Origin of the sequence: Aeromonas sp. MR7, from assembly GCF_963899385.1 — a bacterium.
GTDB lineage: Bacteria > Pseudomonadota > Gammaproteobacteria > Enterobacterales > Aeromonadaceae > Aeromonas > Aeromonas bestiarum.
This window is the reverse complement of sequence record NZ_CAWQXH010000006.1, coordinates 1-15,125: the sequence shown is the minus strand read 5'-3', so window position 1 is coordinate 15,125 and position 15,125 is coordinate 1. Positions and strand designations below refer to the sequence as shown.

Here is a 15,125-nt window from a genome sequence, read left to right as displayed (position 1 = left end):
CTCACCACAGGGCAATCCTTGTGCGCAGGCTGGGCCAGAGCCAAACCCGCCATCCGGTGGGCCCCAGGCAGGAAACCATTGCCCAACTATCTGATTTCTGTGACCCTTGCGCCCATAGTCCCCCAACGCTCAGGCACCATGTTCCGTTCCTGTTTTTTACTGCTCTGCGCCCTGCTGCTGACACTGCCTGTCTCGGCCGCCCCCACGGCCGCCGTCTGCGTGGTCAAACATCAACAACAGCTGTTGCTGGTACAGGACAGGGTCTCCTCCCGCTACAGCCTGACCGGCGGCTACATAGATGCAGGCGAGACGCCGCAACAGGCGGCACTGCGCGAGCTGTTTGAAGAGACAGGTCTGCGCGGCCGGATCATCGCCGAGCTGGGACCATGGCAGCGCGCCGTGCTGTTTGCCTGCCAGACGCTGGAACCCATCCGGGCGCAGACAGGCTCGGGCTTCGTCTCCCTGCTGCGGGCCCCCAACCTGGGTGGCGAGATCCTCAACGCCAGGCTGATAGCCCCATCCCGGCTGCCTGACGGGCAGCGCCGCTTTCCGGCGCAGCTCGACTGGCTGGCCCCCCAGCTGGCCGACATCCCCGACAGCCCGGTGCTGTGGCTGCCGGATTTCAGCGGTGAAGGCAATGCTCTGCACCGGGCGGAAGTCCCGCTGATACAGCGCTTGCAGCGCTGGATCGGGGCCAGTGCACCCTGGCTTGATGCCAGCAATCTGTTTGGTTCAGCCGCCTTTCAGCTTGCCCTGCTACCCTTGCTGCTGCCGCTGCTGGGCTGGCCCCGTCTGCGTCAGCTGTTGCTGGCCATGCTGACCCTCACCCTGCTGGTTCAGCTAGCCAAAGAGGGCACAGGCTGGCCCAGACCCTTCCATCTCGATCCCGCGCTGGCGCACGTAAGTGCCCAGGGCTTTGGCATGCCGAGCGGTCACGCCGCCTCGGCTCTGCTGTTCTGGGGCCTGCTGCTCAGATGGTGCTGGCCCGCCAACCCCTGGCGCGGCGCCTCGCTGGCACTGCTGCTGGCGGCCCTGACCGGGCTGGCCCGGGTCTGGCTCGGCGTCCACTTCCTGTCGGATGTGGCGGCGGGATTGCTGCTGGGCGCCCTGATGCTGACGATCCATTCCGGTTTGTCCGGCATGGCTGCCCGGCCATGGATCTGGGGCGGGCTCAGCCTCATCTGCACACTGGCCGCCTGGTGGAGCCAATCCTCGGCGCTGGCAGGCCTGGCCATGTTCAGTCTGGGTCTGACCCTCGGCATGCGGCTGCCATTGCCGCGAGAGCGGCAAAAACCCTGGTACACCCTGGCGATCACCCTGCTCGGCGGCCTGCCCCTCGGGGCGCTGCTGTGGGCGTTGCCATTCTGGCTGACCAGCTCCTGGCTCATCCTGCTCGGCCAGTGGCTACTCTATGGTTGCCTGGGGCTCTGGTTGAGCGCCGGCCTCTGGTGGATACTCTCACTCATGAACTCTGACCCGCTACCCAAGGGCTCCGGCCCCGACAAGGGATTGCTATGAATATGAAAAAAGTGGACTTGGCCAAGATAACCCTGGGGGTGCTGTTTCTCAGCATCCTCATCATCTCGTGCTTCATGGTGCTGCGCCCCTTCCTGCCCGCACTGGTGTGGGCCACCATGATCACCATAGCCACCTGGCCCCTGATGCGGATGGCCCAGCGCCTGCTGTGGGGCAAGCGCGCCCTGGCGGCGCTGGTGATGACCAGCATACTGCTGCTGATCTTCGTCATCCCGCTGTTCATGGCGCTGGCCAATGTGGCGGAGAAGGCGCCCATGCTGATCGAGCTCGGCACCACCATCAGCCATTCGCCGCCGCCCGAGCTGCTCTGGCTGCAGCAGATACCGTTGGTGGGCGGCAAGCTCTACGACTTCTGGCAGCAGATCCTGGCGAGCGGTGGTCAGGTGCTGTTTACCAAGCTGGCACCCTATTTTGGCCAGACTGCCCGCTGGCTCGCCTCCCAGGCCGGCAATCTGGGCTTGCTGTTCGTCCACTTCCTGCTGACCGTTGCCATCTGCGGCCTGCTCTACCACTCGGGTGAGAAGGCAGCCGACGGGATCCGCCGCTTCGCCCACCGCCTGGCGGGGGAGCGTGGTGACAATGCCACAGTGCTGGCTTCCCAGGCGATCCGCGCCGTGGCCATGGGGGTGGTGGTCACAGCCCTGGTGCAATCTTCGGTAGCCGGGGTCGGCCTGCTGATTGCCGGCATCCCCTACACCATGATCCTGGTGGTGGTGATGTTCCTGCTGATCGTCGCCCAGATCGGCCCCTTCCCCGTGCTGCTGGCCTGTGTCGGCTACCTCTACTGGAGCGGCGACACCACCTGGGGCACCTTCCTGCTGGTCTGGTCACTGCTGGCGGGCACCATGGACAACTTCCTGCGCCCCTTCCTTATCAAACGCGGGGCGGATCTGCCGCTTATTCTCATCCTGGTGGGGGTCATCGGCGGCCTGCTGGCGATGGGGATTATCGGCCTCTTTATCGGCCCCGTGGTGCTGGCGGTGGGTTACACCCTGCTAGATGCCTGGATCAAGGAGGGTGACCACCAGCCAGAGGGGGCTGCCGTCGCCGCAACGCCCAAGGCTGAGTGAAGGTTCAGCCATAAATAGCTGATGCAAAGAGCCGCCCGATGGGCGGCTCTTTTGTTTATGGCGATAGTGTCAACTAGTTGATGCCACGACCCCAAAAAGGACATGCATCTTGGTTATGCTGTGACTTGCTCAGAAAGACGGGTATTCTATTTTCACATTTACCCACCAGTTCTCAGGTCTGAATAGTAATACTTAGGAGCCTGAGCATCGATAAATATGCCGAGTTCTTTACATTTATAAATTAGTATAAAGTGGAATCTATCGAGCATTCTACATGTTTGAGGATTTAAATAGGCTATAACTTTGTTTTTGTTTGATGCGAAAACCACTTTATTATATACGTTTTGGTTAGAAATATTTTCTAAGATCACGAGGCATTTCATGACCTCACACCACATTGAGTAAAGCCTATGATTACATTGATTAAACTCCATGATTATCTCGACAGAGATATCTTTGACGTTATCTTTAGATATATTTCGAAATAGACTCACAAGAAAATCACGAGAGCTAATACCATCGATATTAACGGTTAGTGCTTCTTCTAGGGCAATCAGGTACTCTTTGATTTGATCTTCTTGGTGCTGAATCAACGAATATTGATATTGCTGATGCTGTATAAATATTTGTGTAGATATAATGGCCAGTGTAATGAGAGATAAAATTGGGGTATATGTACCACCTACATAACTACCTAAATCAGACCATTCACTTGATTGCTCCCAAAAGCCAAAACCAAATTTGTATATGTAAGCTAATATTGGTGACAACAAAATAACAAAAAAAGATCCTAGAATTATTTTTACTTGTTTATTCAATTTTCACCTCTTTTATTGAAGGCATTTCGAACTAACATCTGCTTAAGGAGCTGACCAAGAAAATACGAAATTTAAAAAATAACCGCTGTAAACACACCTGTGAGCACCACGCTTTGGTTGTCCATATTGAAGCGTTAGCTAGGCATTTTTTCGGAATTTAGTAGACTCTTCCAAAATAAAAAGTTGATTCAATAGCATGAATTCTCTTAAGTCTTCATGGATATCGTTATCTGGTTCTTGATGAGCGCGTCGATTTCTGTAAGCCATAAAAACACTTGAAAATAGTGTCGCACGCCCTTTAACTTCACTTCCATCTAGGTCATCCCAGTATAAAGGTGCATCCTCGCCCTGAAATGCTTTAGAGAATAGCTTCGCTCCAGTTTCCTGAGTTAGACCAGACTTGTCCTTGATCAAGCGCTCTAACAATCTATAACCTGCTAATAACGCATTATCGGGGTTTTTCTTAAATGAGAAAGAAATTTCATGTAACCGAGAGTCTAGCAATGAAAGTGGGATCTCTGCAGGAAAGTATTTCCTTGCATTTAATTCAGAATAGTGCTGTTCATAAATATAGTCATACCATCTATGAGGCATTACTGGAGGTTGCTCTGACAACCACTTCAAGTCCTTTTCGGAAAGCGCGGACTTATCTACTCTCTCAAGGAATTTACAAGGAACTAAATACTCATAAATTTCTTGAGTAAATTTGTTGAGTATTGATAGTACATAAGAAAAAGATCTTGGACCTTCCCCAGAATAGCCTGATGTAAATCCAGACTTTATAGCAATAGTTACATCGGTATCGACGTTCAGTATAAGTGCATGATGACAGTCGTACCCACTTCCTGAGGTTAATATTTTCACTTCATTTATTTTTCTTCCGAAGTGAATGATTTCTACGACTGAATCTATGCAGTGCCGTGAAATCCCTCCTCGCCCTCGATATTCTATGCCTGCTAATCTAGTCATCATAATCCTTTATTCCCACTAAATGCCTAACAGTACTTAGATGGACGGTGGAACTAATCCGTTAATAGCGCCTTCCATATAACTCCGCCCCCGGATAACAGTCACGAAAAAACTCATTTTAAAGCAAAAACTTAACAGCTGATTTCTGGTACTAAATGTATGCGCTCAACATCCTCTTTTGGCTCTAGTTTTGCCTCTTGGCAAAAATACACGCAAGGAGCGGCAATGGAAAGCACCACTCAGCCCCACCTTCATGAATAAGTCAGGAGCGTGATCAAGGTGACACACCATATGGCATCGCGGGTCAAAATGCAGGGCCGAGGCGGGTCAGGGGCCCGTGGTTAACAAAAATGGCGTGGATAAATAACCCGGGGCGTCGCAACGCCCCGGGTTATCAGTCGGTAGGGAAGGGTCAGGCTGGCTGGTGGAGGGTGATGCAGTGAATGCCGCCGCCACCGGCGGCCACCGGATCGATATTGATCTGCACGATTTTGCGGCCGGGATAGAGGCGGGCCAGCAGCTCGTGGCAGTAACTATCGGCCGCCTTGTCGCCAAACTCGGGGGCGAGCACGGCGCCATTGATCGGCAGATAGTTGATGTAGCCGGCGGCAAAGTCACGGCTACGGCTGAAGCGGTTGTCCCGCCCGTCGAGCGGTGGCGGCAGCACATGCAGTTCCAGCTTGTTGCCGCCTGCATCTGTGGCCTGCTTGAGGATGGCCAGGTGCCGGCGGGTCACCTCGTAGTCGTGGGACTGCGGGTCGTTATCCAGATTGACCACCACCACGCCGGGGCGCACGAAACGGGCGTAGAAGTCGACGTGGGCATCGGTGATGTCACGGCCCTTGATCCCCGGCAACCAGATGATCTTGCGCAGCCCCAGATTGGCTTTCAGCTCCGCCTCCAGTTGCGCCTTGCTCACCCCCGGATTGCGGTTGCTGTTGAGCCAGCAACTCTCGGTCAGGATGGCGGTGCCATTGCCATCCACCTCTATGCCCCCGCCTTCACCTGTCAGCTTGCTTTGCAGATAGTGGACATCCGCCTGCTGGCTGATCAGCTCGGCCACACCTGCATCCTGTTCGTGCTCCTGCTTGTCACCCCAGCCGTTGAAGTTGAAATCCACCAGCCCCAGCTCCCCCTCCTCGTTCTGGACGAAGACACCGCCGGTATCCCGCAGCCAGATATCGTCCAGCTCGGCGACAAAAAAGCGGGTGTTCTGCTCGCCGCAGAGCTGGCGGGCCAGCGCCTCTTCGGCTTTGTGGCAGAGTACGCTCACTTCGGTATAGGGCGTCATGGCCTGCACCAGCCGGCCTATGGTGGCCTGCACCTCCTTGTAATTGCGGCCCCAGATATCGGCGCTCGCGCCAAAGGCAACCCAGACCCGAGTCTGAGGCGCGGCCTCGTCCGGCATCTGGTAACGGCCAACCGCAGTGGCCTGGGAGCCAATAGGGGTAGCCACATTGGCAGCCTGTGCCCGTGGCAGGCTGCCCAGCCCGGCCAGGGCGCCGATGGCGGCCAGCTGTTTCAATACATGGCGTCGGGATGACATGGGATGGCTCCTTCGGAGGCGGAACGACTCCGGATTGATGACAAAAATAGGATATGAATGACAAGCGCTGTTAATCAGCTCACGCTGAGTAATAGACTAGCCGCCGCGATGATGGCGGACAAACGATCGATTTTCGGTATAAGTGATAAGCGGAGCTAATCAATGATGTTCAAACACTGGCCTCCACTCAATGTGCTGCGGGGCTTCGAGGCGGCGGCCAGACTCGGCAGCTTTCATCAGGCGGCACAGGAACTGCACCTCACCCAGTCGGCCATCAGCCAGCAGATCCGCTCGCTGGAGGAGCTGCTCGGCCAGCCGCTGTTTCATCGGCAGGGGCGCTCGGTCGCCCTCACCGATGCGGGGCAGGACCTGCTGGAGACAACCCAGAGCCTGCTGTTGCAACTGGCGGTGGGGATCCAGCGGCTGGAGCAGTACCGCAAACCGAACCAGCTGGTGCTCAATACCAGCACAGCCATCGCCCGCCACTGGCTGCTGCCCCGGCTGGCCGACTTTCACCGCCTGCATCCCGATATCGATCTCTGGCTGTTTACCAGCGACGAGGTACCCGTCATGACCGAGCAGACCATAGATATCGCTCTGCGCTGGGATCTCGCCCCCCAGGCCGAGTGCCACCACAGGGTACTGCTGGAGGACGCTCTGCTCCCCCTTGCCACTTTGGCCGTGCTGGCCCAACCCCCTGCGGAGCGCACCAGTCTCCATGGAGAGCGGGAGATGGATTGGCACCACTGGACGCTCAAAGGCGGGGAGGATCTGCAGTTGCAGACCCGGGGGCTCAACTTCTCCGATCCCGGCCTGCTGCTGGACGCGGCCGGCGCCGGGCTCGGCGTGGCGTTGGCGAGCGCGCTGCTGTCGGCTCCCGCACGGCAACAGGGCTTGCTGCTACCGCTCTCCTCCCGCACGGTCAAGGGGCCGCAGTGGAGCTGGCTGGTCCATCAGGAGAGCGAGAGCAGCCCTCAGTGCCGCGCCTTTTGCTGCTGGCTGGAGCAACAGTTTGCCCACGCCGCGACCGACCTAGACGGCATGGCATTGCCACCCTCTGAGGCAGGTCACTGAATCTGCGGGGGGAGCGTGGTTAAATGACGGCTTCTTCTTTTGCCGGACATAGCTGTGACCACGCCATCTGACCTCCAGCCGCTCCAGCCCTGGCCCGATTATCTGCAGGCCTCCTGGCTGCGCTGCGCCCACCAGACCAGCCCGACCCTTTGGCACCCGCCCCACAGCGCCAAGGGGCAAACCCTGCAGAGCCTGCGCCAGCGCAAACGGGATCTGCTCACCACAGGCGAGATGGCGCTGGAGGATCTCTACGAGTTCATGGAGGGGCGCCCCTGCGTCCTGCTGCTCACCGACGAGAGCGGCTGCCTGCTGGCCCGCACCGGCCATCGCGAGACGCTGGCAGAACTGGAGGCGCTGGGCTTCGGGCTCGGCGCCTTCTTCAGCGAGGGGCGCATCGGCACCAATGCCATCAACCTGGCTGCGCTGGAGGGGATGCCACTCTGCGTCAGCGGCCCCCAGCACTTCAACCGCACCCTGCACCCCTGGCACTGCTGCGCCAGCCCTGTCTACAACAGCAACGGCCGTCAGGTCGCCATCATGGCCCTGATCTGCAAGGTGGAAGAGGCGAGTGCCGGGGATCTGGCGCTCACCGTCAGCGCCGGTCGCGAGCTGGCCCATCTGCTGCAGATGGAGACACTGATGCAGGAGTCCCAGCACCATCTGAGCGAACTCTACGCCCTGCTGGACGGCATGGATGACGGCGTGCTGGCCTGGGACCCGCAGGGCAGGCTGCGCTACCTCAACGGGCTGGCGGCCAGTCGATTGCGGCTCGATCCCGCGCTCTGCCTCGGTCAGCCGCTGGAGCAGCATTTGCTGTTGCCGCAGCGGTTGCAGCTCGCCATCAAGGGGCAGACGCCACTGAGCCATGTGGAGGTGATGCTGGAGCGGATCGGGGTGCAGACCGGGGAGTTCATCAATGCGCTGATAAGCCTCAAGCCGCTGCCCGGGCCGGACGGGGTCAGCTTTATCGCCCTGCTGCACCCGCTGGACAGGCTCAGGGCCATCAACCAGCTGCGCCAGGCGGTGCCCGAACTCTCCGCCCTGGTGGGCGAATCGAGCGCCATGCGCAAGCTGCTGCGCTACGCCCGCCAGGCGGCACGGAGCCAGGGCGCCATGCTGCTGCGCGGCGAGGAAGAGGTAGGCAAGGCCCAGCTGGCGGAAGCGATTCACTTCGGCAGCGAGCAGGCCGCCGGGCCGCTCATCACCCTCAACTGTCAGGCGCTGCCGAGCGAGCGGATGGCGCTGGAGCTGATGGGTTCCGACGAGGCGGGGCAGGAACGGGCCGGCAAGTTTGAGCTGGCCCATGGCGGCACGCTGGTGCTGGAGCAGGTGGAGTGTCTCTGTGCCCCCATGCAGGCGGCGCTGCTGCAACTGCTCAAGACAGGCCGCATCCAGCGCTTCGACTCGGCCCGCATACTGCCGCTCAAGGTGCGGATCATAGCGACCAGCAGCGCGGCGCTGGAGCAGAGGGTGCAGGAGGGACAGTTCGGGCGTCAGCTGCTCTACGCCCTGCAGGCGTGCGAGCTCTGGTTGCCGGGACTGCGGGAGCGCGGCGCCGACTTGCCGGCCCTCATCAGCCAGCAGCTAGGGGCGCAGGGGCGCGAGCCGGTGCGCCAGTTCAGCCCGGCGGCCCTCGACTGCCTGCTCGCCTACTCCTGGCCCGGCAATCTGGGGGAGCTGCGCAGCGCGGTCGAATATGCCCTGCTCCACTCGAGTCGTGAGCAGATCCCGCCGGAGGCGCTGCCCGCCGCCATTCGGCACGGCTATCGGCTGGTGGAAGACGAGGTGGTGGGGCAGCCGCTGCTCACCCTGGCCGAACTGGAGCGCCAGGCCATCTTGCGCTGCGCCCACGCCTGCAAGGGGCAGGTGAGCCAGATGGCCCAGCATCTGGGCATCAGCCGCACCACCCTCTGGCGGCGACTCAAGCTTATCGGTATCGATCCTGCGGACTACCACGGCTCCTGACGACTGGGATCCTGTTGTTACCCGATGAAACCTGTCAGGCATAAAACAACATGGCCCCGCAATTGCGGGGCCGTTTTATATGGCAAGGTAATGAGCGACGCGGTTACAGCCCCAGCTGGTGGGCGGTGACTATGGCCGCCAGCACATCCTCGGCAGTGACCTTGAACGGCATGTTGTGGATGGTCTCCCCTTCGGCGGTGGAAGCCTTGGCCACCTCCAGCAGGCGCGCCATGTCCAGCTCCTTGACCCCCATCATATGCAGGTTGGTCGGCAGGCCGATCGAGCGGCAGAAGGCCAGCACTGTTTCGATCTCCGCCATGGGCGCGTTCTCCAGCACCAGCTGCACCAGGGTACCGAACGCCACTTTCTCACCGTGATAGAGGTGGTGACACTCGGCCAGCTGGGTCAGGCCGTTGTGGATGGCGTGGGCGGCGGCCAGCCCGCTGCTCTCGAAGCCGATACCGCTCAGATAGGTGTTGGCCTCTATGATGTTCTCCACCGCCTTGGTGCAGAGCCCCTGCTCCACCGCCAGCTTGGCCTTGTAGCCGTCGGCCAGCAGTGTCTTGTAACAGAGCTCGGCGATGGCCTGGGCCGCCAGGGTAGAGGCACCACCGGCCATGGTCTTGCAGCCGGAAACCTTGTTGGCACGCGCCTCGAAATAGGTGGAGAGCGCATCCCCCATGCCGGAGACCAAGAGCCGCACCGGGGCGCGGGAGACGACGCCGGTATCCATGATGACCATGTTGGGGTTGGTCGGGATCATCAGGTATTCGCTGAACTGTCCTTCCGGGGTATAGATGACCGCCAGCGCACTGGTTGGCGCATCGGTGGAGGCTATGGTCGGCACTATGACCACAGGCACCTTCTGGTAGAAGGCGACCGACTTGGCGGTATCGAGCGTCTTGCCGCCACCTATGCCGATGATGACGTCGAACGGCGTCTGGTTGCAGCGGGCCAGCAGGCGGTCGATCTCGGGGCGTGAACACTCGCCGTTGAAGCAGTCGAACTCGGGCTTGATGCCCACGCCGTGGAAGCTGGTGGCAACCGTGTCACCAATCAGCTTGGTGACGAAGGCATCGGCCAGAATGAGCGGCTTGGCGCCGAGCGCCTTGACGTAGTTGCCTATGTTGGCGAGGGCCCCGTTGCCTTGCACGTATTTGCTGGGGCTGATGATGATGCGGTCCATATTTTATCCCTCTCTCTTTATCTCTTAAGAATCGGGGCGAAGGGGCGGCTATGCCGGGGAGTCCTTCGTCTTTAAGTGGCGCAGCACTGGCACACAGAGCCAGCGCTGCGCCTTGAAACGGGTTGGCGATCAGTCGCCGAAACGCTCGTCTGCCAACTGCTTGAAGCTGGTCAGGGCGGCCTCGGCATCTTCTCCCTGTGCCAGCAGGGTGAGCCTGTCTCCCTGGCGCACGTTGAGCATGGTGAGCCTAGTCAGGCTGCGGGGATTGGCCTCTTTATCCCCCTTTTGCAGCTTGAGTTCAGCGGCAAAGGGCTTGAGGGCTGCCACCAGACGAGCGGCGGGGCGCACATGCAGGCCGTGGGGGTTGTCGACCACCACCTCGCAGCGCAGCCAACCCTCATCGGCTGCCGGTGCCGTCTCAGTGGCGACCTGCGCAGCGCTGCCAGGCAACATGCCCTGCTTGGGACCCAGGGCGCCGAGCGCCTCTGCGGCCACTTCGTCGAGGCTCATACCTGAACCTGCCGCCACCACGGCGGCCAGGGTGCCCTCGACCAGCGGGGCAGGACAGAGCCGCACCCGAGAACTCAAATCAGGGGGCAACAGCTCGAGGGCGGTCTCGGCGCTCAAGAGGGCGCTGCCCAAGTCCATCAGCACCAGCACGCCGCTGCCGTCGTCTGCTTCTTCTATCGCACTCATCACGGCGATGGCATCTGTGCCTATGGGGTGGTCCGGATCATCGACCCCAGCCGCCAGCAACAGCCGTGCCGGGCTGCCCAGCTGGTCGGCCAGCGCTTTCAATCCGGCCGCCAGCATGGCGCTGTGAGAGACAACTACGATACCTATCATGTCACAACCTCGCTCTGTCACGCAGGGCGGTCAGCAGCAGCAGGGTCGAGGTGGCTCCGGCATCCTGATGGCCTATGCTGCGCTCGCCCAGATAGCTGGCGCGCCCCTTGCGGGCCTGCATCTGTATGGTGGCCTCGGTGCCGGCCGCCGCGGCAGCCACCGCCTTGTCCAGCGCCTCGGCCAGCGGCAACTCCTGCTGCTGCGCCTGTTGCAGGGCGGCCAGCGCGGGCCACCAGGCGTCGCACATTGTCTTGTCGCCCGGCTCGGCGCGGCCGCGAGAGACGATTCCCTCGACACCATCCGCCAGCATCTTGCCAAGCTGGCCCAGGGTCAGGCTCTGGCAGGCGTCCGTGCTGGCCGCCGCCCGAATGAAGAAGGTGCCGTAGAGCGGGCCGCTGGCGCCGCCGACCGAGGAGAGCAACGTCATACCGGTGGTTTTCAGCACCTGACCGATATCCTTGTCCGCCACCGCGGGCAGCTTCTCCGCCACCTTGGTAAAGCCGCGCTGCATGTTGAGGCCGTGGTCGCCATCGCCGATGTCGGTATCCAGTGCCGTGAGGTAGTCACGCTGCTCGGTGAAGATGTGCTCGCAATCCAGCAGCCAGTTGACGATTTGATGTTTGCTTAGCATGAGAATGAGGGCTCCTTAGCAACCGCGACGCAGGGCGGGGGTGTGAACGGGGGCATCCCACAGGGTCATCAACTCGTCATCCACCTTGAGCAAGGTGATGGAGATGCCGGTCATGTCGAGGGCGGTGCAGTAGGGGCCTATCAGGTTGCGCACCAGATGGATGCCGGCCTCTTCGCACAGGGCCGCGAGGCGACCATAGACGCCATACAGTTCTGAAATCGGGGTGCCACCCAGGCTGTTGACCAGGGCAATGACACGATCGCCCCGGTTGAGCGCCTCGATGAAGGTGTGCTCTTCCTGCCAGCTGCCGGAGGCTCTGTCCCAATGGCGCAGGGTACGGCCATAGGGGGTGTTGTCCGCCAGCTCGCTGAACATGTCGCCCACCAGGGTATCGAGGTCGGTGAAGGGGCGGCGCGCTATGCCCGGCTCGCCATGGATGCCCACCCCGAACTCCATCTCGTTGTCCGCCAGGGTGAAGGAGGGCTTGCCGGCGGCAGGCACGGTACAGGCGTGCATGGCGACGCCTATGGTGCGGCTCTGATTGTTGATGCGGCGGGCCAGCGCCTCGCAACGGGCCAGGTCGTAGCCCGCCTCGGCTGCAGCCCCCACCAGTTTTTCACACAGCACAGTCGTGGCGACGCCGCGACGACCCGCGGTGTAGAGGCTGTCTTTCACCGCCACGTCGTCATCGATCAGCGAGAAGCCGACCTTGACCCCGTCACCGTGCAGCAGCTCGACCGCAGTTTCGAAGTTGAGCACGTCGCCCGTGTAGTTTTTCACCAGGAACAGCACGCCAGCGCCACCATCGACCGCCTGACCGCACTCGTACATCTGATCCGGGGTCGGCGAGGTAAAAATTTCGCCGGGGCAGGCACCATCCAGCATCCCCTTGCCCACCAGACCGCCGTGCATCGGCTCGTGGCCGCTGCCACCGCCGGAGACCAGCGCCACCTTGCCCATCACGGGAGAGTCGGCGCGGGTGATGTAGTGGGGTTCGATACGGACCTTGAGCTCTGGGTGGGCGGCTGCCATCCCCATCAGTTGTTCACGGACCACGGCATCGACGGCATTGATCAGTTTCTTCATGGCTCACTCCTTGGCTTGCCACCGCACGGGTAGGCAAATGGTTGATGAAGCCAGTCTAACGGGATAAATCGGGATAAAAATGACGGCCGGTTCGGTTCGGATTTGAAACAGGAGAAAGGCCATTGGCGTTTCAATCTGAAACGGCGAGAGGCAAACGGGAGGGAAACTGCAGGCGGCCTCACAACCATGAAAAAGGGCCCCCGCAGGAGCCCTTCACGCCAACCGGCAGCCTTAGATGGCCCAGCCACCGGCATAGAAGACCACCAGTGCCACGGCAATGATGACGGTACCGACGTTGAGCTTCTTCCACTCGGCGGCAAACAGGCGACCCACGACCAGCGCCACGAAGCCCAGCATGATGCCGGTCACTATGTTGCAGGTGAGCACGATGAAGACGGCGCACAACATGCCAGCCAACGCATCCACAGAGTCGCTGAAGTCCAGCTTGGTGACGTTGCCCAGCATCAGCAGACCGACGTACATCAGCGCCGGTGCTGTGGCGTAAGCCGGCACCAGATAGCTGAGCGGCGAGAGGAAGATCATCAGCAGGAACAGCAGGCCGACCAGGGCTGCGGTCAGACCCGTCTTGCCACCGGCTGCGGTACCTGCGGCAGATTCAATATAGACGGCGGCCGGAGCCCCACCCACGACGCCAGCCACCATGCTGCTGACGGAGTCGGCAGTCAGGGCCTTGCCGCCGCTGATGATGTGGCCACGCTCATTGATGAGACCCGCCTGACCCGCTACGGCACGGATTGTACCGGTGGCGTCGAACACGGCTGTCATCACCAGCGCCAGTACGGTCGGAATGACCACGGGGTTGAGGGCACCCAACAGATCCATGCTGCCAACCAGAGAGCCCTTCTCGCCAGTCAGGCTCGGCATGGCGAAGAAGCCATGCCAGGCCACGTTCGGATCGAAGATGAGGCCGAGGATGGAGATGGCGATGATCACCATCAGGATGCCGCCCGGCACCTTGCGACGCTCCAGGCCGAAGATGGCGGCCAGACCCAGTACCGTCATGACGACGGGGAAGGAGGTCACCTCACCGAGCTGAACCGGCAGACCCGCCCCTTCGTTCTTGATCACCATGCCGACGCCGTTGGTGGCGATCAGCAGCAGGAACAGGCCGATACCGATTCCGGTGCCGTGGGCGATGCCAGAGGGCAGGTTGTCCAGGATCCACTGGCGCACGCCGGTCACGCTGATCAGGGTGAACAGCACCCCCATCAGGAAGATGGCGCCGAGGGCGACCGGGATGCTCAGCCCCTGACCCAGCACCAGGCTGAAGGCGGTGAAGGCGGTGAGAGAGATGGCGCAACCAATGGCCATGGGCAGCTTGGCCCAGAGTCCCATCAGCAGGGAACCGAAAGCGGCGATCAAGCAGGTCGCCACGAAGACGGGGCCCTGCTCGAAGCCGGCCGCGCCCAGCATGTTCGGCACCACTATGATGCTGTAGACCATGGCCAGGAAGGTGGTCAGCCCGGCCAACAGCTCCTGGCGCACACTACTGCCGCGCGCAGAAATGGAAAAATAAGAGTCCAAAAAGCCGCCGTTCCCTGATTGGGCGGCCATATCTTGCTTTGCCATAACTCATCCTGAAAGTGTGAAGGAAATCGTTTGCTTTTGTGGCGCGCAAAATAGCAAGAATTTGTCGAAATTGCAGCGAATTCCCTGACTTTTTCATCAAAATGGCAGTAATCGTTCTCGTTCGGGCACAGATCTGCATGCCCGCTTGCTGCTGTTCCCACCTTCGTCCACGAGGCAGGCCTCTATACTGCAGAGAACCATTCGCACTGCCAGACGGGAGATGACCCATGCACACGCGCAATCTGCTGAACGATATTCCCTCGCCACTGCCTACCGAACTCTTTCAGGATCTGGTCAGCACCAACCACCTGCGGATCGAGCGTATTCTCTCCCACGGTCATCAGACGGCGCCGGGAGAGTGGTACGATCAGGATGAACATGAGTGGGTCCTGGTCGTGCAGGGAGAGGCCAGCCTGCTGTTCATCGATCCGCAGACCCAGGAGCAACAATCGGTACAGCTGGGCCCGGGCGATCACATCAATATTCCCGCCCGTCAGAAACACAGGGTGGAGTGGACTCACCCCGACATGACCACAGTCTGGCTCTGCGTGTTCTACTGAGGTGGATAAGAAAGGGACGGCAAGAACCCTTGAATGAAGTCGAATTGATACGGCAAAGGGAAAATGGGGGCAGTTGAGCAGATGAACTTGAGGTATCAGAAAGCAAAAAGGCCTTCCCGATGGGAAGGCCTTTCAATTTACTGGCGGAGCGGACGGGACTCGAACCCGCGACCCCCGGCGTGACAGGCCGGTATTCTAACCGACTGAACTACCGCTCCGCTGTCTGGTTAGCTTTTTGCTAAATTGTC

General features: G+C 60.4%; 13 protein-coding genes and 1 tRNA gene. 5 read left to right on the top strand and 9 right to left on the bottom strand.

Annotated elements, in window-relative coordinates:
* Positions 1-138 precede the first annotated feature (138 nt).
* Complete coding sequence (locus tag AACW87_RS03315) at positions 139-1,518, top strand: bifunctional NUDIX hydrolase/phosphatase PAP2 family protein (RefSeq protein ID WP_098985010.1); 1,380 nt, start codon at positions 139-141, stop codon at positions 1,516-1,518.
* Positions 1,515-2,606, top strand: a complete 1,092-nt coding sequence (gene ydiK, locus AACW87_RS03310; protein WP_241280837.1) for an AI-2E family transporter YdiK — start codon at positions 1,515-1,517, stop codon at positions 2,604-2,606. The genes AACW87_RS03315 and ydiK overlap by 4 nt, the downstream gene beginning before the upstream one ends.
* A gap of 158 nt (positions 2,607-2,764) precedes the next feature.
* Here ydiK and AACW87_RS03305 read toward each other — a convergent pair whose 3' ends face one another.
* The 3 genes from AACW87_RS03305 to AACW87_RS03295 all read right to left on the bottom strand — a co-directional run bounded on the left by AACW87_RS03305 (position 2,765) and on the right by AACW87_RS03295 (position 5,939).
* Positions 2,765-3,424, bottom strand: coding sequence for a hypothetical protein (locus AACW87_RS03305; protein WP_241326559.1), 660 nt, complete (start codon positions 3,422-3,424; stop codon positions 2,765-2,767).
* A 138-nt stretch (positions 3,425-3,562) separates the two neighbouring features.
* Positions 3,563-4,393 (bottom strand): TIGR02391 family protein, encoded by an 831-nt coding sequence (locus tag AACW87_RS03300; protein WP_241326558.1) that lies wholly within the window; start codon positions 4,391-4,393, stop codon positions 3,563-3,565.
* Positions 4,394-4,805: 412 nt separating this feature from the next.
* Positions 4,806-5,939, bottom strand: a complete 1,134-nt coding sequence (locus tag AACW87_RS03295; protein WP_241326557.1) for an agmatine deiminase family protein — start codon at positions 5,937-5,939, stop codon at positions 4,806-4,808.
* Between the two features lie 162 nt (positions 5,940-6,101).
* On the opposite strand from AACW87_RS03295, the gene AACW87_RS03290 reads away from it, so the two are divergent.
* Entirely contained in the window at positions 6,102-7,013 is a 912-nt protein-coding gene (locus AACW87_RS03290) for a LysR family transcriptional regulator (protein ID WP_241326556.1), read from the top strand.
* A gap of 54 nt (positions 7,014-7,067) precedes the next feature.
* Positions 7,068-8,978: a dihydroxyacetone kinase operon transcriptional regulator DhaR gene (dhaR, locus tag AACW87_RS03285; RefSeq protein ID WP_241326555.1), complete on the top strand. Its 1,911-nt coding sequence runs from the start codon at positions 7,068-7,070 to the stop codon at positions 8,976-8,978.
* A 103-nt stretch (positions 8,979-9,081) separates the two neighbouring features.
* Here dhaR and AACW87_RS03280 read toward each other — a convergent pair whose 3' ends face one another.
* The 5 genes from AACW87_RS03280 to AACW87_RS03260 all read right to left on the bottom strand — a co-directional run bounded on the left by AACW87_RS03280 (position 9,082) and on the right by AACW87_RS03260 (position 14,317).
* Positions 9,082-10,164: a glycerol dehydrogenase gene (locus AACW87_RS03280; protein ID WP_043556024.1), complete on the bottom strand. Its 1,083-nt coding sequence runs from the start codon at positions 10,162-10,164 to the stop codon at positions 9,082-9,084.
* Positions 10,165-10,293: 129 nt separating this feature from the next.
* The gene (gene dhaM, locus AACW87_RS03275) at positions 10,294-11,010 is read right to left on the bottom strand and encodes a dihydroxyacetone kinase phosphoryl donor subunit DhaM (protein ID WP_241326554.1); all 717 of its coding nucleotides are present in this window, start codon (positions 11,008-11,010) and stop codon (positions 10,294-10,296) included.
* 1 nt (position 11,011) lies between these two features.
* Positions 11,012-11,641 carry a dihydroxyacetone kinase subunit DhaL gene (dhaL, locus tag AACW87_RS03270; protein WP_241326553.1) on the bottom strand — a complete coding sequence of 210 codons (630 nt, stop codon included), beginning with the start codon at positions 11,639-11,641 and terminating at the stop codon, positions 11,012-11,014.
* A gap of 15 nt (positions 11,642-11,656) precedes the next feature.
* Positions 11,657-12,727: a dihydroxyacetone kinase subunit DhaK gene (dhaK, locus tag AACW87_RS03265; RefSeq protein ID WP_241326552.1), complete on the bottom strand. Its 1,071-nt coding sequence runs from the start codon at positions 12,725-12,727 to the stop codon at positions 11,657-11,659.
* 231 nt (positions 12,728-12,958) lie between these two features.
* Positions 12,959-14,317 carry an NCS2 family permease gene (locus tag AACW87_RS03260; RefSeq protein ID WP_241326551.1) on the bottom strand — a complete coding sequence of 453 codons (1,359 nt, stop codon included), beginning with the start codon at positions 14,315-14,317 and terminating at the stop codon, positions 12,959-12,961.
* A gap of 227 nt (positions 14,318-14,544) precedes the next feature.
* On the opposite strand from AACW87_RS03260, the gene AACW87_RS03255 reads away from it, so the two are divergent.
* On the top strand, positions 14,545-14,877 hold the full coding sequence (locus AACW87_RS03255; RefSeq protein ID WP_043142538.1) for a cupin domain-containing protein: 333 nt from the start codon (positions 14,545-14,547) through the stop codon (positions 14,875-14,877).
* A 141-nt stretch (positions 14,878-15,018) separates the two neighbouring features.
* Here the strand turns inward: AACW87_RS03255 and AACW87_RS03250 are convergent.
* Positions 15,019-15,095 (bottom strand) — tRNA-Asp (locus AACW87_RS03250).
* Positions 15,096-15,125: the final 30 nt, after the last annotated feature.

Excerpts from the sequence above, each read along its gene's own strand:
- AACW87_RS03280 (WP_043556024.1), bottom strand. The coding sequence starts at position 10,164 with ATGGACCGCATCATCATCAGCCCCAGCAAATACGTGCAAGGCAACGGG.
- AACW87_RS03290 (WP_241326556.1), top strand. The coding sequence starts at position 6,102 with ATGATGTTCAAACACTGGCCTCCACTCAATGTGCTGCGGGGCTTCGAG.
- dhaL (WP_241326553.1), bottom strand. The coding sequence starts at position 11,641 with ATGCTAAGCAAACATCAAATCGTCAACTGGCTGCTGGATTGCGAGCAC.
- dhaK (WP_241326552.1), bottom strand. The coding sequence starts at position 12,727 with ATGAAGAAACTGATCAATGCCGTCGATGCCGTGGTCCGTGAACAACTG.
- ydiK (WP_241280837.1), top strand. The coding sequence starts at position 1,515 with ATGAATATGAAAAAAGTGGACTTGGCCAAGATAACCCTGGGGGTGCTG.
- AACW87_RS03300 (WP_241326558.1), bottom strand. The coding sequence starts at position 4,393 with ATGACTAGATTAGCAGGCATAGAATATCGAGGGCGAGGAGGGATTTCA.
- AACW87_RS03315 (WP_098985010.1), top strand. The coding sequence starts at position 139 with ATGTTCCGTTCCTGTTTTTTACTGCTCTGCGCCCTGCTGCTGACACTG.
- dhaM (WP_241326554.1), bottom strand. The coding sequence starts at position 11,010 with ATGATAGGTATCGTAGTTGTCTCTCACAGCGCCATGCTGGCGGCCGGA.
- AACW87_RS03260 (WP_241326551.1), bottom strand. The coding sequence starts at position 14,317 with ATGGCAAAGCAAGATATGGCCGCCCAATCAGGGAACGGCGGCTTTTTG.
- AACW87_RS03295 (WP_241326557.1), bottom strand. The coding sequence starts at position 5,939 with ATGTCATCCCGACGCCATGTATTGAAACAGCTGGCCGCCATCGGCGCC.
- AACW87_RS03255 (WP_043142538.1), top strand. The coding sequence starts at position 14,545 with ATGCACACGCGCAATCTGCTGAACGATATTCCCTCGCCACTGCCTACC.